Raw genomic sequence first — 23,075 nt, forward strand, 5'->3', positions numbered from 1 at the left:
AAAAGCAAGGTCTCGTTATGAGACCTTGCTTTTCTTTTTAAGTGGCATCATTTTCCCGTAAGTACCAAGACGCCAAATGTACTCAAGTGGTCCGTATTGGTAATGTGAAAGCCACCAGCGGCTAATAAAGATTTGTAACGTGTAGAAACTAATGCAGAATAGTGGTCCAACCCATAGTGGAGCCAGATAATCATTTTTAAACAATAGCCCGAATACAAGTAATGTAACAATTGTATGCGAGATGTAATTTGTTAATGCCATTCGTCCAACGTATTGGAATGGACGTAATAACGTTTGCCATTTTTCTTTTTGTAATAAACGCATTAACGTGACAATGTAGAAGATGAACAATGTCTTTCCGCTTATCATCGTAATGCCCATAAGTGAAAATGGTGTGTATGGTTGATTGTTCATAAAGAAGTAAACCATAATAAACCACATCGGTAATGTTAAAATGAACATAATGATTTGCCATTTTTTAAGTTTTGGATCTAATTCCTTAGCACGGCGGAAAATGTCTTTTTTACCGGCATATAATCCGAGTAAAAACAATCCTAGTGTTTCAGGAAGCATAATAAGACTGTTACTTATTGCTTCAGAATAGAATGAATAGAATCTGTCTGTAATTTGTAAGCCCCAGTTTTCTAACGGCATAATGGCTATGGAAAGGCCTAGTTCATCTACCGGCACTAATAACATGACAAGAGAACCTAATAATGTGAACAATTGCATGAAACTTAATAGTACAATTGACCATATTAAAATAGTACGTGTCTTTCTTTTGTAAAATAAAAATAAGAAAAACCCGGTAATTGCATAAGTATGTAAAATGTCACCGTCCCATAAAAGAACGTAATGTAAGAACCCGAATAATAATAAGATAAGTAAGCGACGAACAAATAAAGTTTTTGGACGATCTGTCTTCGCTTCAGCACGAGTCATAAAAATATAAAAGCCTAGGCCAAATAAAAACGAAAAGATAGTATAAAACTTTGTTTGAATAAACATATCGTAGAATAGACGGATATAGCTGTCTAGCCCCTCATAAACTCCTGAAAGATCACGTGAGTCAACCCCGGCGATAACAGGCCAATTTACAAGAAAAATACCTAGTACAGCTATTCCTCTAATAATATCAATGGAGTGTATCCTCTCGCCTTGTGTGAGATTTTGTGTCATTTTTTTCCTCCTTGTTAAGTAATTCCCTTTTATTATACAAAATGTAAGATGGAGGGGATAGGGGATATTTCCATTTTTTTAAACTGTTAAGTTATGTAGGATGAGATATAATAAGAGTGCACAACAAGTTTTAACCTTTTTCAAAACAGGCAGTAAAGCTCCTTCTTATAAGGAGCTTTCTTTATGAAAAGTGTTGATAATGATTCTCTTTAATGATAAAATGTATTCAAAAGTGATAATCATTATCAAAAAAGGTTGGTGCATGAGTATGGTATATGCATTAGTAGCAGGTACAGTTGCTGTATATGCAGTTATTGCAAAGTATGTTTTAAATGGAGTAGGAACAGCAAAATGAGTGATATGACATAAAATCCCTTTCATTTGTAAAAAGAATGAAGGGGATTTTTTATTTTTAATGAGAATATGCTGAAAATTTAGTATGATAGTAAAGTGAAACTGTAATCAATGGGTAGGTGTAACTCTCACTGGTTATGAGCTCGCAATTAGCGGGGAAAAGTATATACATCTTGGATAAAGGGGAACAAGGGGATGACAAACATAGTACAGACAAACGGTATGAAAAAACTTGTTTGTTTTTATGAAGAGTGGCAAAAACACGGCGATGCAGAGAATAGCTTAAAGTTGTTTGAAGTAATTCAAAAATATAAACGAGAGCAGCTTATGATAGCGTTCTGCGGTCACTTCTCAGCAGGGAAATCAACGATGATGAATCATCTATATAAAGCGCAGTTGTTACCAACAAGTCCAATTCCGACAAGCGCTAACGTCGTTAAAATTGAAAAGGGATTTGATCGTGTTGTTGTAACGATTAAATCTGGAGAACAGTACGAATATGACGGTGCATATTCAGCAGAAGAATTAAAGCAAATTTGTAAAGATGGCGATGAGGTAATTGGTGTTCATATTTATCGGAATGATGCACCAATTCCTGAGGGTGTTATGTTAGTTGATACACCAGGGATTGACTCAACAGATGATGCCCATCAACTAGCGACAGAATCAACGCTACATCTAGCAGACGTAATTTTTTATATGATGGATTATAATCACGTCCAATCGGAAGTGAATTTGCAATTTGTTAAAGAATTGAAACAACGTAATAAAACGGTTTATCTCGTTGTAAATCAAATAGATAAACATAAAGAAAATGAATTATCATTTGAGGATTATAAAGATAGTGTGAAACAATCGTTCTCTAACTGGGATATTGAAGTAGATGGAGTTTATTATACGTCATTACGAATGATGAACCATCCACATAATGAAATTGGAAGTTTAGAAACATTAATTACTTCTATTATGAAAGAAAAAGAGCAGTATGCAAGAGAGGGAATGGAGCGAGAAACAGAATATTTAATGGGAGAACATTTCTCGTTTATTGTTTCTGAAAATGAAAAAGCTCTTTTGACATATGAGGAAGAGTTAGCATCACCGCTTTCGATTTCAGAAATAGTTGAAAAGAAAGAAGAGCTAACGGAAACTAAACATCGCGAGGCTAGTAAAGAATCTCATGTGAGAAACGAATTTATAAAAGGTTTACAAGCTATATTAGATAACGCGTATTTAATGCCATTTGAAATGAGAGAATTGGCAAATGCATATTTAGAAACGAAATTAACAAAGTTTAAAGTTGGTTTGCTATTTGCGAAAGGAAAGACGGAGCAAGAAAAACAAAGACGTGTAGAGGCGTTTTATTCTGCCCTTCAAAAGACTGTTGAAACGCAACTTGATTTTCATGTGAAAGAATTTATTGTAGCCTTCTTAAAAGAAGAAGGATTGTTCACGGAGGAAATTGGGAAAGACATATATGCTTTAGAAATTGCTTTTGGACCAGAAATGTTAGCTGAAGTCATGAAACAAGGTGCAGGTTTCACAGGTGATTACTTACTTCTTTATACAGCGGATGTAGCGAATGAACTGAAGAAACGTTATTTTACAAAAGCACAGCAAATTTTTGATAAAAGTGCAGTCGTTTTAAAGCAAAAAGTGAAGGAAGCAGTTGCTCGTATGGAAGAAGAGATTGAAAAATATACGATGTTGCAAACGGCAAAAGAGACGGAATTACAATACAGCAACAATTTAGAGACATATGAAAGTTATTTACAAAATGTTTGGCACGAGCGTGTTGCTACACCAGAAGGATTGCAAATAGAGGAGATATTGCAACGTGAAAAACAAATTGTTAGTGAGAAATTCACACTACAAGAGCAGGAAATGGTAAATGATAACGTAGCGGCTCATGAAGAAGAGATAAAAGGAACGGCAGCTTTAAATATTCAGCGTATATTAGAGAAAGTGAAGAAAGCTGAAATGATATTAGAGCCATTGCCAGCACTGAAACATGTACAGCAAGAGGTGATAGAAAAAAGGCGTCGTGTGGAAACGAAACAATTTACAGTAGCGTTATTCGGAGCTTTTAGTGCTGGGAAATCATCATTTGCCAATGCCTTACTTGGTGAGAAGGTACTTCCTGTATCACCAAATCCGACGACGGCAACGATTAATCAAATTTTGCCGGTTACAGAGGAAAAACCACACGGAACAGTAATGGTTCAATTTAAATCAAAGCAAGCTCTATTAGAAGATATGAAAGCTGTTTATAAGCTGTTTCATTATGAGATTACTACGTTAGATGAGGCGTTAGCACAAATTGATAAAGTTATGAAATATCCTTCACCGACTGGGAAGCAAAAAACAACATTTAGCTTTTTACGAGCGGTACAAAAAGGGTATGATGCAGTTTCTACTTATTTAGGAGAACAAGTACAAGTCACATTAGAAGAGTTCTCTGATTATGTAGCGAATGAAGAAAAATCATGCTTCGTTGAGTATATGGAGCTTTATTATGATTGTGCTTTAACAAGGCAGGGAGTAGCGCTTGTAGACACACCTGGAGCGGATTCTATTAATGCTCGCCATACGGATGTTGCATTCCAGTATATTAAAAATGCAGATGCTATTTTATTTGTAACATATTATAACCATGTATTCTCTCGTGCTGATCGTGAATTTTTAATTCAGCTTGGTCGTGTAAAGGATACTTTTGCCCTTGATAAAATGTTCTTCTTAATTAATGCGGCCGATTTAGCAGAGTCTGAAGAAGAACTTGAAATGGTAAAAGGTTATATCGCAGATCAGCTACTGCAATACGGTATTAGAAATCCGCGTTTATTTGCAATTTCAAGTTTATGTGCGCTTGAAGAGAAACAAGGAAAGAATGTTGAAAAAGAGAAGTATGGTATTTTACAAAACTCTGGAATTACTAAGTTTGAGGAATCATTTACGTCCTTTATGATGAGAGATTTAATGCTTGTTTCTGTGCATGCTCTATATGGTGCGTTGCAAGGGGCAGATCAGCTTTTAGTAAACATGATAAATGGTGCAAAGCAGGGAAATGAAGAGAAAGAGAAGCAAACGAAAAAATATGAAGCAGAGCGTGATCAACTACTTCATATTATTTCATCATATAGTGTACTTGCTGAAGAACAGGCGATGCAAAATGAAGTGAAAGAGTTGCTTTATTACGTGCAACAGCGTCTATTCCTACGCTATAACGATGTGTTTACTGAATTTATTAATCCGGCGTCACTTCGAACGGATGGAAATGTGAAAACACAATTGCAACAGTGTGTTATGGAATTAGTAGCATTTATTCAGCATGATTTATTACAAGAAATGCGTGCGACATCATTACGTCTTGAAAAATGGATAGACGAAGCGATGAAGCGTGCAAAGGACGAAATTGTAGTGAACTGTAAAGTAGAAAATCAATCAATTTCTATGAATGGAACAGTTGAGTATGAATATAAAGATATTACACATAAAGAACCGTTCCCTTCAGTTGAAATAAAAGATTTCAAAAAAGCACTGGCACATTTTAAAAATGAGAAAAGCTTTTTTGAAAAGAATGACAAAGCTTTTATGCAAGAAGACGCTAAATCTGTATTAGAACCGCTTGTATCAAACTATGTAGCCGATGAAAAAGATTTATTTGTCCATCATTATAAGCAAGAATGGGATATGAAGTGGAACTTATTCCAAAAAGTGATGCAACAAGATGTGATGAACTATTATGAAAGTATATTGTTTGCATTGGCTGAAACGATCGATGTATCTCTATATGAACAAAGTAAAGAACAATTGCACAATCAGTTAGTAGAGATTGAAAAAGAAATTTATGTTATATAGTCGTTATGAGAAAAAGATTCGTTCAATTTTCTTTTGCAGTACAGTATCTAAAGATTTGACAAATCCAGCAAATTCATCGGTAGAAATCATATGAGTAAGAACGAGTCGTCTGCCATCTGGTGTTTCACCGCATAAGACGAATGAAGAAAATTCGTATGTTTTATTTTCAACTACTAATTTTGGATAGGAATACGTGTCGCTTTTCTTCTTCTTTCCATCAATAGAGATGACGTTGCATTTTTTCTCATTGTTGTCCATGGTGAATCCCTCCTTTCTATTATTTATGGTAGACAAGGAGGGTTTAGAACAATAGAGATGGGGGGATTTTTTATGTCTTTTGTAATAGAACGTATTTTAAAAGAGGCTATACCGAAGTCTTTATTGCTACTTGCTGATCCAAGTGAACGGCAAATAGCTATATATGTACAAAGAGGGTTAACATACGTAGCAAAGCAAGGGGGCAGCATCATCGGTGTGTATGTTCTTTTGGAAACAAGGCCGAAGACGATGGAAATCATGAATATTGCGGTTGCAGAGCATTTGCAAGGAAAAGGGATTGGGAAGAAGCTATTAAGGCATGCCGTAGAAACTGCTAAAGGATATGGTATGTCAAAACTTGAAATTGGTACAGGCAATTCTAGTGTTTCACAACTTGCTTTATATCAAAAATGTGGATTTCGTATTTTTTCTATTGATTTTGATTACTTTTCGAAGCATTATGAAGAAGAGATTATTGAAAATGGCATTGTATGCCGTGATATGATTCGGCTTGCAATGGAATTGAATTAGAACGTATAACTTATTTAGGGGGAAGAGAAGATGGAAGTACATAAAGCAATTACAGCACATTCTCGTAAACAAAATGAAAGTGTAAAAGCATGTTTACAATTAGATGCGCAGCGTGAAGCAGCTATTGAAGCAGCCGTATCTCTTGCGTCAAATGGGAAAGAATTTTCGGTTGATGTCATTAATGTTGTAACAAAGCAAATTAATGATCTTGCAAAAAATGGTGTTACCTTGCAGCGTAAATATGTTACAGAAGAAATGGTTATGGAGTATGTAAGTCGTTTACAAGAGAAAGAAGGTCGTTAAAGATGATAGTTACAGTCGAATGGTTACGTGAGCATATAGAAGATGAGAACGTCCGTGTAATCGATTGTCGTTTTGATTTAGCGAATCCTAATTGGGGTAGAGAAAAGTATGAAGAAGAACATATTCCTCATGCGTTATATTTTGATTTGAATTTAGATTTATCAAGTCCTATAGCAGAACATGGTGGCCGCCATCCGTTGCCAAGCATTGAAGAGTTTGCGGACAAGCTTTCGGAGGTTGGTATTGATGAACATACGACAGTAATTGCGTATGACAGTCAAGCTGGTGCAAATGCTGCTCGTTTATGGTGGTTATGTAACTATATAGGACATGAGAAAGTATATATATTAGATGGTGGTTTCCCGGTTTGGAAAGAGAATGGACTACCGACAACAACGGAAATTCCTGTTGTTATACGAAAAACATTTAAAACAAACATACAAGATCATATGCTTGTATCGATGGAAACAGTAAGAGAGAATATCCAGGCAGGTGCAGATGTTACGTTAATTGATTCAAGAGAGCCAAAACGTTATGCTGGTGTAGAGGAACTTGTCGATCATAAAGCAGGACATATTCCGACAGCAGCAAACTATTTTTGGAAGGATGGAATGTTGCAATCAGGACAATTTAAGAATGAAGCTGAGCAACAAGAACGATTCCAAAATCTGTCGAAAGATAAGGAAACCATTGTATATTGTGGTTCTGGTGTTACGGCATGTCCAAATATCATTGCTTTAAAATTGGCTGGATTCCAAAATGTTAAATTGTATGCAGGTAGCTGGAGTGATTGGATTTCTTATCCAGAAAATCAAATTGCAAAAGAAGAAGATTAATCACTTGCATGCAAAAATAATTTGTATTAAAATAAGGTCACAAGCAAGAGATTGCTCGAAAAACTTTGTATTTTACACATTGGAAACAATGTGATAATATAACGACAAGTAAATAATACATCCTGCGGTGTACGTAACTTATTTATGTCTAAAACCGATGTTAGTTATACGGAAGCTCAATATTTAGCGACCATCATCAAGCCTTCCTTGTGGAGGAAGATGTACGGTAACTGTGAGGGCATCCACCTGCGAGTAGCGGGTTTTTGGACATTTACGAGGAGCGGCACGTGCGGGGGTCTTATTTCAACTAACCTTATATAAAATTCCTACGGTGTACGTAGCTTATGCATGTCTTAAACCAATAAGTTTAATATGGAAGTTCAATATTTAAATGTAGCTAACATGCCATCTTTTTAAGAAGGAAGTTACAAACATTTGTGAGAGCATCCACCTGTGAGAGCAGGTTTATGGACATCTAGAGAAAACGGCATATGTGGGGCTATATAAAAACCTTACGTTTTATACGTAAGGTTTTTTTGTTGCATAGATATATCAATATTATCTTGATTCACCTGTGAAGTTTCCGTAATAAATGTAGCACTTTCTGTCTTCATCAATCTCTCTTGAATCCAAGGAGAATTCCATAGACATGCCGTCTCGCTGAATATATATAATATCTGAATGAAGAGATGGTAAAATTTCTTCGTAGTTCCATACATCTTGACTATCTACTAAGCTTGAACTCGTTTCACTTAGTTCTCTAATTTCAAAACCGATGTGGGAGTATGTAGGGTCTGAAGGGTCATTGGCGAAAACTTCTTTTTGAATATAAATAACTGCTGTTCCGTCTGGATCAACCGAAGTTGCAGTAACAACATAAGTATTTTTCTCTTTAATAAAATATTCACAAGTCATGCGTGCGATAATTTCAGAATTAGAAATATTGGCGTAGTTCCATAAAGCAGGATACCCTTTCGTTTCATCATTAAGTCGATATTCTAAGCGCATTTAATCCCTCTTCTTCCTTTTTCTTCTACTTTATCATGCCATCCTATATAATAGGAATAGAATTTAAAAAGGGGAGTGCGAAGGTGACAAAAACGAAATGGCTAGTAGGTGGTGTCGTAACGTCTTTAATGACTGGCACTTTATTTGGTTGCGCACAAGATCTTCCCCCAAAACCGAATGATAATAGTTGTTCTGATTGGGATTGGGATGATGAACTTGGGGTATGGCAGTGTGATGATAGTAGTTCAGGTTATCGTGGGCATTATTTCTATGGTGGGCAATACTATCAAAATAAATCCACTTTTAAAAATTCATCGGCGTTTAAATCGTATCAATCGTCTGCTGAATTTAAAGGTGGAATTGGAAGCGGTTCAAAGGGAGGATTTGGGGGCTAAAATATGTCGCAATACATAAGGGATCGAAAAGAATTTTATTTAAAATATCCGAATTTTTGGTCGGATTTATATGAATGTGAGTATAGTTTGTTTCATGTTTTTTCTATAACAAATCAGACTTTGGACCAATTACACTTAGCGACTGAACGAATGGGGAAAATATTTTTTAAGACTGCTAGACTGCTGCGTAATTTAAGTGACGAACAGCTTCTAGATCTTGGCTTTCCATCCGCGAGTTTATCATTCATTAGAATGAAAGGGCTTTATCCTGAATCTGTAATTTCGCGATTTGATTTTGCTGTAACAGAGGATAATAAAATCAAAATGCTTGAGTTTAATAGTGATACACCAACTTTTATTGTGGAATGTTTTCAAATGAATGGGAAAGTATGTGAAAATCTAGGCTATGATAATCCAAACTCGGATCAAGAACGATTGCTATCTTCTGGTGTAACGAAAGCAGTAATGGAGGTGACAAAGGGATTAGATAATCCAAATGTTGTTTTTACAGCACATCATGAACATATCGAGGATTGGAATACCACTATGTATTTAAGTCAGCTATGCCATGTTGAAAATAAAGTAGTGCCAATGTCAGAACTTAGAATTACAAAGGATGCTCTAGTCGATAAAGATGGGGCGAAGATTGATGTTTTATATCGCCAAACATATCCGATAGAAGATTTAATTGAGGATCAAGATCCTGAAACAGGAGATTTGGTAGGTGTGGAACTGTTACAACTTGTAAAAGCCGGAAAGCTTTTTATAATAAATCCTTTGTCAGCATTTTTACTTCAGCCAAAATCAATTCAGTGTCTTATTTGGGGGTTAGCAGAAGAAGAGGTCTTTTATACAAATGAGGAACAACAGTGGATTAAAGAATATATGTTACCTACATATTTAGAACCAGATTTATTTTTAGGAAAAGGTTCTTTCGTTCAAAAACCTTCATTTGGGAGAGAAGGAGATACAATTACGATTCGCGATAAAGACGAAAATATTATGCTTCAAAATGCACAGGAAACGTATAAAGCGTCACTGCCGATATTTCAAAAGTATACCGAACTGCCAGTCGTATCCTTGGAAACAGAAAAAGGGATCGAGAAACTGTCATATGTGTTTGGTTCGTTTTTAATTGCTGGAAAAGCGAGTAGTATCGGTATTCGTGCGGGAGAAAAGATTACAGGAAATGAATCGTACTATTTACCGGTAGGTATAAAAAGGAGGGGAAAAAATGATTAATTTTTTATTATATTTAGCAGTAACACTCGGCCTTTTATGTATAGGTCTGTTCTTGATGGAAGTGACAACGAAAGTAAAGGAATTTAAGTTAATGGCTCAAGGAAATAAGGCGGTAAGCTATGTGCTTGGAGGACGATTACTTGGGTTAGCTGTTGTTTTATATTCGACAGCAGCTAATTCAATTTCACTTCTTGATATGATTTCGTGGGGAGCAGTTGGGATTTTGGCTCAAATTATCGTCTTTTATTTAGCTGAGTGGCTTACACCACGCTTTAATATAAACAAAAGTCTCGAAGAAGATAATCAAGCAGTCGGTCTTTTTCTTATGTTTTTATCGCTTTCGATTGGGATTGTAATCGCTGGTTGTATAACTTATTAAAAACTTTACGTTTAAACGTAAAGTTTTTTATTTTATCCCGCTATTTGCCGGGCAGCCCGATTGGTGAGGGCTAATAATCAGTGGGGGATGAACAAAACCCCCACTGATTAAAGTTTCACTTTATATACGTTAGTTTGCCATACCTTTTGAAAAAATTGTAGGCTACTGTTGACATCTATTTTAAATAAGAGTAACATTTTCAATGTAATGAAAATAAGTCTCTGTTAGGTGAGGCTCCTGTATAGAGAAATGCTACTGCCCAAAAATGTCGAGAGACGCCAATGGGTCAACAGGAATGATCGAATTAAGGTTTTTCTTAACGTAGCTGGTAATGTACCTATGCTATACAGTGCTAAAACTCGGTGAGGGAGAGGTCCGTAGATTTCTAATTATATTAGAAATCGTTTATTTGTGTATGTAATGGCCACTACTCTCTTAAGGGTAGGGGTCTTTTTTGTTACCAAGCTATGAGTAATTTCATAGTATAAACTATAAAATTAAACGAGGAGGTGAGGAGCATGTCAAATTCTGACTCGGTTCCGTTACCCATATACTTCAAATCAAAAATATATGATGTAGGCAGGAAACGATTTGTTCCTCCCTCTATATTTATCACAATGTAGCGTTTATAAAGCGCTAGACACTTTCACAGTAAAGTGGATAAATTGAGAAACAAAGCGTTTCTTCCTATGTTGTAAAGGAGGAGACGATAATATGTTATATGCAAACAAAACTGTGGGTAACACGTCATATAAACTAAATAAAAAATCAATAAAAGAACAAACAATGCTCCAAAAAAATAAAGATTTATTAATTGAAATTGCAACAAGAGATGTAAAATCTGTATTTGCATATTTTAAAACAACAAGAGACGGACTATCAATGAAAGAGGCGCAAAAACGTATTCAAGTATATGGCCGAAATGAACTAACTTCAAAAAGAGCAATTCTTGCAGAAGTAATGATGAAGCTTGGTGGCATGATTCCAGGTTTTTCAAAACAACGTGTGTGTGATGAATTACAACGTGAAACGATTACTGTATCTAGAGTAGAATGTTCTAGTAGTACAGGGCTAAATAGTGAACTGAAAATGATGGAGATACCAGTGCAAGAACTTGTACCTGGAGATATGATTTTTCTTTCGGCTGGAGATGCTGTGCCAGCTGATGTACGTATTATTTATGCAGATGATTTATTAGTGAATGAGTCTGTGTTAACGGGAAACGAAGCGAGTATAGAGAAGTTTGAAAGCTGCTATCACCTTGAACGTAAACGATTTATTCCATTAAAACGGATGAAAGATTATAATCCACTTGAGCTTGAAAATGTATGTTTTAAAGGTTCACATATCGTTAGTGGAAGTGCAAAGGCTGTCGTTGTTTCTACTGGAAAAAATACGTATTCAGGCATATTGCATACTTGTTGTAGTAGAACGTCTTAATGTGTTAATGGTGCTAAATATACAAAAACAATGTATAATAGACAAAGTTGAGCAAAAACGTAGAATGGTAATCTATTTATATAACCTTACGTGATAACGTGAGGTTATTATTTTTTTAATAGGAGAGGAATTATGAAAAAAGTATTATTAGTTGATGGTATGGCACTATTATTTCGTGCTTTTTACGCAACAAGTGTCTACGGACAATTTATGAAACGACAAGATGGAACCCCTACGAATGGGATTCATGGTTATATGAAACACTTGTTAACAGCTACGCAAGCGATCGAACCAACACATATCGTTACATGCTGGGATATGGGAAGTACGACATTTAGAACAGAATCGTTCTCGAATTATAAAGCAAATCGTGCAGCGCCACCAGAAGAATTAATTCCTCAATTTGATTTAGTGCAAGAAATGACTGCGAAATTATCCGTTCCAGTTATCGGTATGAAAGGCTACGAAGCGGACGATTGTATCGGTACGCTTGCAAAACAATACTGCAATGAAGCTGAAGTTTATATTTTAACTGGTGATACAGATTTACTTCAACTTGTTGATAAGAACGTTACAGTTATGCTTCTGCGTAAAGGAATTGGAAATTACGAATATTACACACCGGAGAAAATCATGGAAGAAAAAGGTGTAGAGCCGTGGCAAATCGTCCATGCAAAAGCTTTCATGGGAGATACAAGTGATAATTATCCAGGTGTAAAAGGTATCGGTGAAAAAACAGCGTATAAGCTTATTCAAGAGCACGGAACAGTATCCGCTGTACTAGAAAATGTAGAATCATTAACAAAAGCGCAGCGTACGAAGATTGAAAGTGATTTAGAGAACTTAAATATTTCGTTGCAATTAGCACAAATTCACTGTGAAGTTCCAATTTCATGTTTACTAGAAGAGGGATTACACACAATGGATGAAGAAAAACTTAGATTTGTTTGTGAAGAAATGAATTGGGGAAGACCTGAAATATTAATAAATATGCTATAAATAGTTTGGAAAGAGGGATGTTGCATAAGTCGAACTTTGACTTGGTGACACCTTCTTTTTGTTTTTGTAAACAGTATTATAGTAAATAAAATTATGTCGAACTCAATTTTAAATATATAAATGTTTCGACAAGATATAATGATAAAAGTTGATGGAAATAGTAATTTTTATAATGAAGTGAATTAATTTCAACATAGTTTTAGAGAGTCTTTTTTTCGTGTTCACAAAGTTGTCAGAAAATAAACGGAATTTTCATATGAAGTTCAAATAGAATTCACAACAATCAATTATTATAAGGACACACAGATAATTCTTTATCTTTTATATAAACCATCCCCCAAGGAGGACAATGAAAATGAGAAAAAAAGTGAGAAAATCTTTTAAACAATTATTAATTGAAAATAAACAATCACTATTAAATAATAAAGAAAATATGAAAGAAATTGAAGAGAGAATTGAGAAACGACATGTAGCATATAGTGGTGCCAGTAATTAAATAAAATAAAAAAAGATAGCCTATATAGGCTATCTTTTTTATTTTATATTGAAAAAACGCTATTCATCTCTTTAATTTTGTAAATATGCAAGATATTTTTATAGTGTTTTTCTATCAATATTACTCATTTTTCGAGGTTGAAATTGGTATATACCAATTTTTGGGATTTACTATTCATAATATTACAAAAAATGTTACAATACACTCAAATTTATACTATAAAATCATTTTAATATGAAAAATTGGAATGAAAAGAAAGGAGAGGAATATGAATAAAGATGTCGCTTTGAAATGATTAGTATCATTTCATTAGGAGTTGATGTAAAAAGATGAAGAGATACGAAGAATTGGACTCTATAAGAGGGATTTCTTCATTAGTAGTAATGATTGGTCATCATTTAATGATTTTTTCAGCATTTCAAAATTACAGTTATGAAGATAATAAACCATTTGTTGTGTATCTATTAAAAGAAACGCCTGCTCGTCTAATTTTTAGTAGTGGTAACGAATCAGTTATTATCTTTTTTGTTTTGAGCGGATTTGTTTTGTATGAATCTATTCAAAAAAACTATAGTAGCTATGGGTCATACCTTTTAAAACGTATATGCAGAATATATATTCCTTATATTGTGGCAATAATTATAGCAATTATATGCCAGACTACAATTAGTGAATATGGTATTTCTTATTTAAGTGAATGGTTTAATCGCTCATGGACGATTGAAAGTTCTTCAAGCTTAATCGCACAACATATTTTATTGGTTGGGAAATATAATACAGATGCATATAACGGTGTGATTTGGTCGCTTGTCCATGAAATGCGAATATCAATAATTTTCCCGTTAATTTTGATGATTTGCTTACGAAAAACGTTAAGGGGTTCATTACTATTATTGTTTAGTTTTAGTATATGTTCTGTCATCATATTATTTTTGTTTCGTTCGGGCTTAACATTAACAAGCTATGCATTAACTTTGCATTATACGGTGCTATTTTTACTAGGAGCACTAGTTGCGAAGTATAAAAATAATTTAATAGTTTTTTATAGTAATTGTACTAAAAACACGAAAATTGCATGGTTTTTATTTGCGATTTTACTTTTTATGTATGAAGGGCTTATTGGAGAAATGAAAGTGCTCAATAATTTTATATTTCGAGACTACGTAGTGGCGATAAGTGCATGTCTATTTGTCATATTAAGCTTGTCAATATCAACTTTGTCGTCCTTGCTATGTAATAAATACTTGTTATATTTGGGGAAGATTTCTTACAGTCTTTATTTATACCATATTATATCGTTGTTTTCCCTTATATACATGCTCCATGAAATATTACCGTTGCCTATTATTTTAATTTTTTCACTTATTTTTTCGTTTATACTTGCAATACTTTCGTATATACATATAGAAAAATTTGCATTCAGAGTCGGAAACTATGTAACAAAACAAGTGGATAGAAAGAAGAGAGGGTTATCTGTAAAGAGTGACTTGCAGGATATTATTCAGAAAAGGGCGGTGAAATAATTGAAGCAAGAAATGAGCATAAAAGATTTTCAACAATTATTGAAAAGAAGATTCGTAACGATTATTTTAACGATGTGTTGTTTAACCGCTTCTTTAGTTCTTATCTCTATGTATGTTTTAAAGCCGTCATATCAATATTCAACGCAAATTCTTGTTGGGAATTTAGATGAGTTTAATAAGGAAAATTCAACAAATAAAACACAAGAAAATAAGCAACTAGTAACATCATATGTTGATATTTTAAAAAGCCCATTAATTATTTCAACAGTCAAAAAAACTTTGAAATTAGAGCAATCAAGTTATGAATTAGCACAAAAAATCTCGGTGGTGAATATGGACAACTCACAAATTGTAACTGTTACAGTAAAAGACTCCAATCCGAAAGTCGTGAAAGACATTGTAAAGACATTGGCAGAGCAATCACAACAAAGTTTTCAACAGTACACAAATGTACAAGGTGTGAAAGTGTTGACGGATCCTGAGTTACAGGAACAGGCTGAAAAATTGTTTCCGAAATTTCAACTGATCATTCCTATTTCTTTAATTGTTAGTTTTTTTGTTGGGATAGGTTTAGCTGTATTTCGAGATTATTTTGATGAACGTATATACACGGAACAAGATTTAGAGAAAATAACAACAGTCTCTGTTATTGGTCACATAAATGTGAAACCGAATAGAAAACAGAAATCTACAGAGATTGATAAACAATCATCTATATATCGAGGTGAACATGTCGATGTTTAGGACAAAGAAACAGCTGCCATTCGATTTGCATGATGATCTGATGAAAGAGCAGTTTTATACGGTGTATCACGAGCTGAGAAAATCTGGAAAACAACTATTCACAGTTAGTTCAACGAAGGACAGAGGGGTTGTTGCCTCACTTATAGTAAATATGGGTCTAGTGTTTGCAGAAATGAAGAAAAAGGTGTTACTTATTGATGTGAATTTTTCTGACCCTAAATTACATGTATTATTACAAAGTGATCACATGATAACCGTAAACGATATAATAAGCTCTTTCCCCTGCAATTATGAATCTTTTTCTAGTAATTTGTCTAAATACTTATATTGTATTCCTGCAAAAAAAACAGTACACACAGGGACGCCCTTAGTTGCTATGGATGAATTTGATAATGCGATTGCTAAGTGGAAAGAAGATTTTGATTACATTTTCTTTTATTCTTCTGAAGTATTTGATCTTCCTGCTACGCACATTATTGCAGAGAAATGCGATGGAATGGTCTTAGCAGTTAAAAAGCGAAAAGATTCACTACGTACAGTGCAAAAAGTAATAGCGGATATAAATAGGAAAGAATGTGAATTAATAGGTATAATTTTATATTCTTGAATGTGGGGGTAACGATCCATGATTCGTGAAACAAATCAAGCCAAGTTGTATACGATTCCGGCTCAAGAAAAGCCTAGCATATTGAATCGAAGTGTAAAACGCTTGTTTGATATTATATTTTCAATCATATTGTTACTATTAACGATACCAATTATGTTGTTCTTTTGTATTATGATTACTTTAGAAACATCAGGGGCTCCAATTTACTTTCAAGAACGTTTAGGTATAAACGGGAAGAAGTTTAATGTATTTAAATTAAGATCAATGGTAAAGGATGCTGAAATAAATGGCCCACAATGGGCAAAAGAACATGATTCAAGAATTACAAAAGTTGGATTGTTTATAAGAAAAACGAGAATTGATGAATTACCACAACTATTAAATATTTTAAGAGGAGATATGTCTTTTGTAGGCCCTAGACCAGAGAGAGAGTTTTTTTATAATGAGTTTGATACGTTTATTCCAGAATTTAAGGATCGTTTAATGGTAAAACCAGGATTAACAGGATGGGCACAAATAAATGGAGGATATAATCTTGATCCAAAGGAAAAGTTGAGGCTGGACATGGAGTATATTGAAATGAAAACATTTCGGCTGGACATCCGTATTTTATGTAAAACCGTTTTAATTGTATTGAACGGTAATGGTGCAAGATAAATATATATGTAAACAAACAACATATGTAAGTAGGTTACTTGCAAAGGAGAACTTGTATGGGTAGATCTATTCTAAACAATATTATCCATCTATTTTATAGTACGATTTTAGCTAACCTTCTTCAGGCCGTCAGTTTAATTGTTTTAGCAAACTTTTTTAACGCACAACATTATGGGATGTTTAGTGTTGCCATAGCAGTGACGTTTGTTATGTTATTTTTTACAGACTTAGGACTTAGTAATACGTTTCTTCGAGAAGGGGCAAAGGATGGAGCAGATTTAGAGAAGATTTTATCATCGTATATAAAAATAAGGATGATTCTACTTATTCTTATTTCTATAATCGGTTATATTGTTATTCATTATATGTATGCGGATAAAAATTTAATTTATATGATGATAAACGTAATGTTTTTCATGTTAATAGGATTAACTTGGCAAAACATAGGAATTGCCTATTTTCAACTGACGGAACGTATGAAGTATATAGCGCTCATTAAAGTTGTATCAGCATCGGTTGTCATTATAATTACATGTTTTTGTATTTTCGGAGAGTTACCGGTGTATGTAACGGCTCGCTTATATGCTTTTGGGTATATGATCGGTGGTTTATTCAGTATATATATCATGAGAAGAAAGACGAAAATGAATATGAAAGTCGTAATTCATAAAGCTTTATTTTGGCAATTAACTCCCTTTATTATTAGCGGTTTTTTAATAATGAGTACGCCACAATTAGCACCTATCTTGCTTAACTATACATTGCCATTAAGTATGGTAGGTGTTTTTGCAGTGGCGTACCGGATGCCGGCAGCTTTATATCAAGTACCAGGGGTAATTGCAGGTGCATTTTTTCCAGTGCTCTTTAAGCATTATAACCAGAATAATATAGAAGAGCATACGAAATTAAATTTGCTTCAAATTAAATCAATGGCGATTGTAGGAATATGTATGACGATCGGTTTATATCATTTAGCACCATACTTTATTTCTATATTTTTTCATGAAGAATGGAGCAATGCAGTAGAGCCACTCCAAATATTATCATTTCTTATTGTGCTACAAAGTTTAAATATTGCTATTGCTGACGGTTTAACGACGAGTGGATGTCAAAATAAGAGAACTGTTGTGCAGTGTGTAGCATTGGTGATAGGTGGGGTTATGCTTTATAGCTTTAGTAGTCTTGGTGGAGTGATAGGATCGGCATACGCTATGGTTTTATTTGAAATAGTCGCTTTAGTGGGATATATAGCGGTAAGTGTAGTGAAGAAAAAAATTGTATTCCAAATTGTAATACCGTATACAATTTATTTTGGTGTAACCTTTATTGGAGTTCAATATATATTGCATACATATCATTTAATTGCGCTTGTTCTTAATATACTAATTGTAGTAGCTGTCATATTCCTATATGATTATGAGCTAAAAAAACTTCTTCTTTCTTTTATAAGAAAAATACGCAAAAAGGATTATATTACGAAACAGGGGATATAGCCTATGGAAAATAATATGAAAGTATCGATGGGATGGATTATTCTTCTAATATTATTTGTTATGTTAAGTAAATACAATTTATATATTGGATTTTCATTGAAAATATATATGATTTTTTTAGTCATATATTTTTGTTTAACAATTAAAGACTTTCATATTCAAAAGTTATATTTTCATGAAGTTATATTTTTACTGTTTTATTTCATTTATTGTTTGAGTGGAATTCTTTCTATGTATTTAAATGCTAGTATTCGTATGATTTTTGGCGTGCTACTTGTTTTAGGATGCTATTTTATAATGAGGAATTTATTGGGAAATACTGAAATAGTGGTACTTGAATCATCTATTGCTTATGTAGGAGTAGTATTTAATGTAGTAAGTCTAATACTCTATATAATCGGTTTACAATACTTTAGTTTATACGGTGGAGAAGAGAGAGAAATTTTTGCCGGGTTATTAGTTGATAGAGGATATCCACGGTTAATTGGATTGCTAGATGATCCTAACATTTTTATTTTCTATAATACAATATTTTTTATGTACTATATGACGAATTTACAAAATATTACTAACATCCTAGGGTTAATTTTATGTGTTACGACGAGTTTATTAACCTTTTCAAGAGGGGGGATATTAGCGCTTGTGCTTGTCGTTTTTGTATATATATGTATGTCTAGTTTCGCTAAAAAAATAAAAATAATTATGAGTTTAGTATTGTTTAGTGTAGTTATTTTTAGTTTATCGAATAGTGTAATGGGGGGCCAATTAGATGACATATTAAATAAACGAATTTCTGATTTTTCCCATGATAATGGAAGTGGTAGATTTACATTATGGGAAGCTGCTTTTAAATATTATTTATCCAATCCATATATCGGAATCGGTGCTTTTAACTTTTCGAATTATTATGAGTATCAATTTAATGAAAAATTATATGTACACAATACATTTTTAGAAATTTTGTCTGAATCGGGTACAATTGGTTTTCTTCTATATAGCGCGTTTTTATTCATATTAATGTTCAAGCTAGCGCAGCATACTTTGTTTCGTGAAAAACCATATCTTCTATTGACTATGATTGCATTTTTATTTCAGATGATGTCATTGTCACTCATTATTAACGAAGCGTTCTTTTTATTTTTAGCAGTTGTTGTGAAGTATATTTCAATATATGAAGGAAGGGGAAAGATAGATGGTAAAATGTCTATCAGCACATAACGAGCCGCCTTATGTTTCTGTAATAACACCTTCTTATAATAGTATACGATTTATAGGTGAGACAATTTTATCTGTACAGAATCAATCGTATGAAAACTGGGAAATGATTATCATTGATGACGGTTCAACCGACCAATCTGCCACAAAAATTAAAGATATAATAGAAGGAGACTCACGTATTAGGTTATTATCATTAAAACAAAATGTTGGTGCTGCTAAAGCTCGGAATTTAGCGATCCAAGAGGCAAGAGGAAGGTACATTGCCTTTTTAGATAGTGATGATATATGGTTGCCGCATAAATTGAAGACACAATTGTTATTTATGGAAGAAATGAATATTGCTTTTTCATATGCGTCGTATAGTTTAATTGATGAAAATGGTAATGAATTAAATCGTGAAGTGAGTGCACCAAAATCTGTTGACTATCATTATTTAGTAGGAAATACAATTATCGGTTGTTTAACAGTGATGATTGATCGTGAAAAAATTCCATATGTCGAAATGCCTAGTATACAGCCGGAAGATACAGCGTTATGGCTGAACTTATTACATGAAGGGTATGAAGCAAAAGGGATACAGCAAGTGTTAGCAAAATATAGAATTGTTACAAATTCTGTTTCTAGAAATAAAATTAGAGCAGCTTTTCGGTATTGGAAATTGTTAAGGGAACAAGAACGACTGAATTCGGTGCAAATTTTTTACTATTTTAGTAAGTATGCTTATCATGCTTATAAAAAAAATAAAATCAATGTAGTTGGGAAGACGCAATTATGAATATACTGTTGATGACAGATAAATTGATAACTGGCGGAGCCGAGAGCTATTTCTGTAAATTGGAAAGTAATTTGCATTATGATGATTTTAAGATTTATACAGCTGCAGGTGATGGAGAACTATATGAATCTCTTACTAGAAAAGAAAATTTTATATTACTTAGTCGATGGAATCATTTGAGAAATCTTTATTATTTACGAAACGAAATTTGTAAACGAAAGATAGAACTTATTCATGCAAATAGTTTGCGAATGGTATTATATGCTTTTCTAATTCAAAAGTTTATTAAAAAAAAGATGAAAATTGTTTATACGAAACATAATGTAACGATATTAGAAAAGAAAATGCCAACGCTTTTTCGTTATTTCATGAATAAATATGTAAACAATATTATTACAGTAAGTGAGTTTGAAAAGAATAATTTAATTTCAATTCATGTAGCAGAAGAAAAAATAAATACAATTTATAACGGTGTCGATATTGAAAAGTTTTTATTCCAGCAGAAGAAGAAAGAATCTACATATAAAATAGGGATATTAGCTAGATTATCCAAAGAGAAAAACCATCAACTATTTGTCAAAATTGCAAATGTGTTGAAAAAGAGAAATGATTTTATGTTTTATATTGCTGGTGATGGACCAGAGAAAGAATCGATTATGAAAGAAATAGAAAAATATGGATTGCAGCAAAGGGTGAAGATGCTAGGGAATATTTCAGAGCCGCATGAGTTTATAGGGAATATGGATGCCTTACTTTTATTATCTTTTCGTGAAGTGTTTCCAATGGTAGTAATTGAAGCGATGGCTACAGGGACACCAATTGTTTCAATAGATGTTGGCGGAATACATGAAGCGGTAATAGATGGAGAATCAGGTATTTTGATATCTGAATATTGCGAATCTGAATTCGCAAGTGCACTTGAAGAACTACAAGGGAATGAAGAAAGGGTAAATGATATTAGATTGAAAGCACGAGAGAAAGCAGTGAGGTATTTCTCGTTAACTAAAATGATAGAAGAAACGAAAAATATATATGAGTTAAACAAATGACCGGGTAGGTCGTTTGTTTTTTTTATTATAGAAACTTTTAAGAGAGAACTCACATATTATATGAAAAAAGGTAATATGAGGAGTGAATTTATTTTGTCAGAATATATTTCTTCCCAAGAAGATTGTGCGCCAGAAAGTAGCGTTCACATTGATTGTTTTGGCGCAGTTCCAAACTCGGGAAATGATAGCTCATTAGCAATTCAGCAAGCTATTGATTATTGTGTAGCGAATCGAATTTCGACGGTTAGAATTACAGGGGTAAATACGTACAAAATTGTAAAGCCGATTGTTATTAAATCAAACGTAAGATTAGAGTTAGATCCTACCATAACGCTGCAAATTGATGGGGATTTTAATGCATTTGAGCTACAAAGTAACGCTTCGGTAGTTGGTGGTACTATTCAAGTTATAAATTCATTGTTTCAATCTGCTGTTATTTATGTTTCTGGTTCACAACAAATCGAAGTACCTAATCAATCTGTTATATCAAATATAAATATAATAAATACAACTCCATCGTATAAAGGAAAAGCTATACATTTTTATTGTCAAAAGGCATGGGATTATATTAGTTTCTTTCAAATTAAATTTATTCAAATTAAAAACTTTCAAACTGCAATATATTTGAAAACAGAGTATATAGATGATATCAATACACCTTGCTGGATTAACGCCAATGTATTTCAATCAATATTTATTGATGGATGTGTGTATGGGATTGAAGTAGATGGAAATAGTGATTTGCCAAATGAAAGTTCAGGAAATACGTTTCATGATATTCAAGTGCAATGTAGACAACAAACGAAAAAAGCAATTCGTTGCTCAGGTGCGTATAATACATTTGATTGTATGATTTGGGATACGTACCGGATGAGTAGTGAACAGATTGTCATTGAATTTTCTTCTAATTCGCATCGTAACTACCTTTTTTCAAATTTACTTTCTACAACTATTGTAGATAAAGGACAATACAATGTTTGTAAGTCTACCTATGAAGAATCTCTTCGAATTCAGTTACCGATTACGTTAAATAAACCACATTTAATAGGGAATCAAGATGATATTTTAGTAAATGCTCAGCAGAAGTATACGATTAAGCAAGTAAGTGGGAAAGTGCCTTACGGGGGGAATCTCGCAAATTGCTTTAATTTAATAGATGAACAAAGTGTAAACTATATTGACGTTCCAGATAGTAATCCAGTTGTAATTGAACTGGATTTTACGAAAAAACCAATACAAATGTTAAATTGTTTTGGAATGTATTTTGGGTGGGGAGAGAGCGCAAAGAAAATTAAAATTGAATATGCATTAAGCGCAACTGGAAGTTGGGTTATCGCGTTGGATGTTCCATTAAATGTTGGCGATACAATTATATCGAATATGAAGGCGAGTCAGTTATATAAAGTTAGAATTACATTAAGTGGTTATTCTCAAGATCATAAGCGTTTTCGAATTAATCGTATTTTTGCAAGGTCTTCTATGGAAAACGGGAACGCTTGGTTAGCGACAACTGGTGGAAGAATGTTTGGAGATATTGAAATAGAGGCAAGTAAAGGTATAATCATGAAGACTGCTAGTGGAGTGAAATGGAAAGTTACTATTAATGAAGCTGGCCAACTTATTACGACTAAGATAACTTGAGATGTTGTTTAATTGTATATCCTTGGACGAGTTACAGCGTAGTGGGATATAGGTAATGAAAAAGAGATTGTAATTTGGTTTCAACCAAACTAC

Annotated in this window: 22 protein-coding genes, 2 other RNA genes and 1 riboswitch; of the genes, 21 read left to right on the forward strand and 3 right to left on the reverse strand. The window is 33.5% G+C overall.

Annotation, left to right across the window (positions count from 1 at the left end; all coding sequences use genetic code 11):
• Nucleotides 1-15 precede the first annotated feature (15 nt).
• Entirely contained in the window at nt 16-1,179 is a 1,164-nt protein-coding gene (locus tag ACS2FK_RS08875) for a DUF418 domain-containing protein (RefSeq protein WP_063546940.1), read from the reverse strand.
• Between the two features lie 549 nt (nt 1,180-1,728).
• Here ACS2FK_RS08875 and ACS2FK_RS08880 point away from each other — a divergent pair.
• A complete protein-coding gene (locus ACS2FK_RS08880; protein WP_063546941.1) occupies nt 1,729-5,388 on the forward strand; it encodes a dynamin family protein in 3,660 nt (1,219 codons plus the stop codon).
• Nucleotides 5,389-5,391: 3 nt separating this feature from the next.
• Here the strand turns inward: ACS2FK_RS08880 and ACS2FK_RS08885 are convergent, their stop codons facing one another.
• Nucleotides 5,392-5,646, reverse strand: a complete 255-nt coding sequence (locus tag ACS2FK_RS08885; protein ID WP_000369740.1) for a DUF3931 domain-containing protein — start codon at nt 5,644-5,646, stop codon at nt 5,392-5,394.
• A 72-nt stretch (nt 5,647-5,718) separates the two neighbouring features.
• Between ACS2FK_RS08885 and ACS2FK_RS08890 the strand changes: the two genes are divergently transcribed.
• The 5 genes from ACS2FK_RS08890 (at nt 5,719) to ssrS (ACS2FK_RS08910) (ending at nt 7,820) form a co-directional block, all read left to right on the forward strand.
• Nucleotides 5,719-6,177, forward strand: a complete 459-nt coding sequence (locus ACS2FK_RS08890; RefSeq protein WP_000011410.1) for a GNAT family N-acetyltransferase — start codon at nt 5,719-5,721, stop codon at nt 6,175-6,177.
• A 30-nt stretch (nt 6,178-6,207) separates the two neighbouring features.
• Nucleotides 6,208-6,480: a YpbS family protein gene (locus tag ACS2FK_RS08895; protein WP_000451820.1), complete on the forward strand. Its 273-nt coding sequence runs from the start codon at nt 6,208-6,210 to the stop codon at nt 6,478-6,480.
• 2 nt (nt 6,481-6,482) lie between these two features.
• Nucleotides 6,483-7,316, forward strand: a complete 834-nt coding sequence (locus ACS2FK_RS08900) for a sulfurtransferase (protein ID WP_063546942.1) — start codon at nt 6,483-6,485, stop codon at nt 7,314-7,316.
• Between the two features lie 116 nt (nt 7,317-7,432).
• A non-coding RNA gene (gene ssrS, locus ACS2FK_RS08905) (6S RNA) lies at nt 7,433-7,615 on the forward strand.
• Nucleotides 7,616-7,636: 21 nt separating this feature from the next.
• A non-coding RNA gene (ssrS, locus tag ACS2FK_RS08910) (6S RNA) lies at nt 7,637-7,820 on the forward strand.
• A gap of 54 nt (nt 7,821-7,874) precedes the next feature.
• Here ssrS (ACS2FK_RS08910) and ACS2FK_RS08915 read toward each other — a convergent pair.
• Nucleotides 7,875-8,324, reverse strand: coding sequence for a hypothetical protein (locus tag ACS2FK_RS08915; RefSeq protein ID WP_001235522.1), 450 nt, complete (start codon nt 8,322-8,324; stop codon nt 7,875-7,877).
• Between the two features lie 83 nt (nt 8,325-8,407).
• Between ACS2FK_RS08915 and ACS2FK_RS08920 the strand changes: the two genes are divergently transcribed.
• From ACS2FK_RS08920 to ACS2FK_RS08990, 15 genes are all read left to right on the forward strand, one after another.
• The gene (locus tag ACS2FK_RS08920; RefSeq protein ID WP_063546943.1) at nt 8,408-8,719 is read left to right on the forward strand and encodes a hypothetical protein; all 312 of its coding nucleotides are present in this window, start codon (nt 8,408-8,410) and stop codon (nt 8,717-8,719) included.
• 3 nt (nt 8,720-8,722) lie between these two features.
• Nucleotides 8,723-9,961 carry a glutathionylspermidine synthase family protein gene (locus ACS2FK_RS08925; RefSeq protein ID WP_063546944.1) on the forward strand — a complete coding sequence of 413 codons (1,239 nt, stop codon included), beginning with the start codon at nt 8,723-8,725 and terminating at the stop codon, nt 9,959-9,961.
• The gene (locus ACS2FK_RS08930; protein WP_000606862.1) at nt 9,954-10,340 is read left to right on the forward strand and encodes a DUF350 domain-containing protein; all 387 of its coding nucleotides are present in this window, start codon (nt 9,954-9,956) and stop codon (nt 10,338-10,340) included. Before ACS2FK_RS08925 ends, ACS2FK_RS08930 begins: the two co-directional genes overlap by 8 nt.
• A 213-nt stretch (nt 10,341-10,553) precedes the next feature.
• Nucleotides 10,554-10,719: riboswitch (M-box (ykoK) riboswitch) on the forward strand.
• A gap of 335 nt (nt 10,720-11,054) precedes the next feature.
• The gene (locus ACS2FK_RS08935; RefSeq protein ID WP_000964944.1) at nt 11,055-11,780 is read left to right on the forward strand and encodes a P-type ATPase; all 726 of its coding nucleotides are present in this window, start codon (nt 11,055-11,057) and stop codon (nt 11,778-11,780) included.
• 132 nt (nt 11,781-11,912) lie between these two features.
• A complete protein-coding gene (locus ACS2FK_RS08940; RefSeq protein ID WP_063546945.1) occupies nt 11,913-12,779 on the forward strand; it encodes a 5'-3' exonuclease in 867 nt (288 codons plus the stop codon).
• Nucleotides 12,780-13,134: 355 nt separating this feature from the next.
• Nucleotides 13,135-13,275, forward strand: coding sequence for an FbpB family small basic protein (locus tag ACS2FK_RS08945; protein WP_001228048.1), 141 nt, complete (start codon nt 13,135-13,137; stop codon nt 13,273-13,275).
• 329 nt (nt 13,276-13,604) lie between these two features.
• Entirely contained in the window at nt 13,605-14,798 is a 1,194-nt protein-coding gene (locus tag ACS2FK_RS08950) for an acyltransferase family protein (protein WP_063546946.1), read from the forward strand.
• Nucleotides 14,799-15,542, forward strand: coding sequence for a YveK family protein (locus ACS2FK_RS08955; protein WP_063546947.1), 744 nt, complete (start codon nt 14,799-14,801; stop codon nt 15,540-15,542).
• Nucleotides 15,529-16,149, forward strand: a complete 621-nt coding sequence (locus ACS2FK_RS08960) for a CpsD/CapB family tyrosine-protein kinase (RefSeq protein ID WP_049108365.1) — start codon at nt 15,529-15,531, stop codon at nt 16,147-16,149. Before ACS2FK_RS08955 ends, ACS2FK_RS08960 begins: the two co-directional genes overlap by 14 nt.
• An 18-nt stretch (nt 16,150-16,167) precedes the next feature.
• Complete coding sequence (locus ACS2FK_RS08965) at nt 16,168-16,806, forward strand: sugar transferase (protein WP_000617645.1); 639 nt, start codon at nt 16,168-16,170, stop codon at nt 16,804-16,806.
• Between the two features lie 56 nt (nt 16,807-16,862).
• Nucleotides 16,863-18,299, forward strand: a complete 1,437-nt coding sequence (locus ACS2FK_RS08970) for an oligosaccharide flippase family protein (protein WP_063546948.1) — start codon at nt 16,863-16,865, stop codon at nt 18,297-18,299.
• Nucleotides 18,300-18,302: 3 nt separating this feature from the next.
• Nucleotides 18,303-19,517 carry an O-antigen ligase family protein gene (locus ACS2FK_RS08975; RefSeq protein ID WP_063546949.1) on the forward strand — a complete coding sequence of 405 codons (1,215 nt, stop codon included), beginning with the start codon at nt 18,303-18,305 and terminating at the stop codon, nt 19,515-19,517.
• Nucleotides 19,492-20,292 (forward strand): glycosyltransferase family 2 protein, encoded by an 801-nt coding sequence (locus tag ACS2FK_RS08980; protein ID WP_053564865.1) that lies wholly within the window; start codon nt 19,492-19,494, stop codon nt 20,290-20,292. Before ACS2FK_RS08975 ends, ACS2FK_RS08980 begins: the two co-directional genes overlap by 26 nt.
• The gene (locus ACS2FK_RS08985) at nt 20,289-21,341 is read left to right on the forward strand and encodes a glycosyltransferase family 4 protein (RefSeq protein WP_063546950.1); all 1,053 of its coding nucleotides are present in this window, start codon (nt 20,289-20,291) and stop codon (nt 21,339-21,341) included. The genes ACS2FK_RS08980 and ACS2FK_RS08985 overlap by 4 nt, the downstream gene beginning before the upstream one ends.
• A gap of 93 nt (nt 21,342-21,434) precedes the next feature.
• Nucleotides 21,435-22,982: a hypothetical protein gene (locus tag ACS2FK_RS08990; protein WP_063546951.1), complete on the forward strand. Its 1,548-nt coding sequence runs from the start codon at nt 21,435-21,437 to the stop codon at nt 22,980-22,982.
• Nucleotides 22,983-23,075 lie beyond the last annotated feature (93 nt).

The organism is Bacillus cereus group sp. BceL220, assembly GCF_051776965.1.
Taxonomy (GTDB): Bacteria; Bacillota; Bacilli; order Bacillales; family Bacillaceae_G; genus Bacillus_A; species Bacillus_A cereus.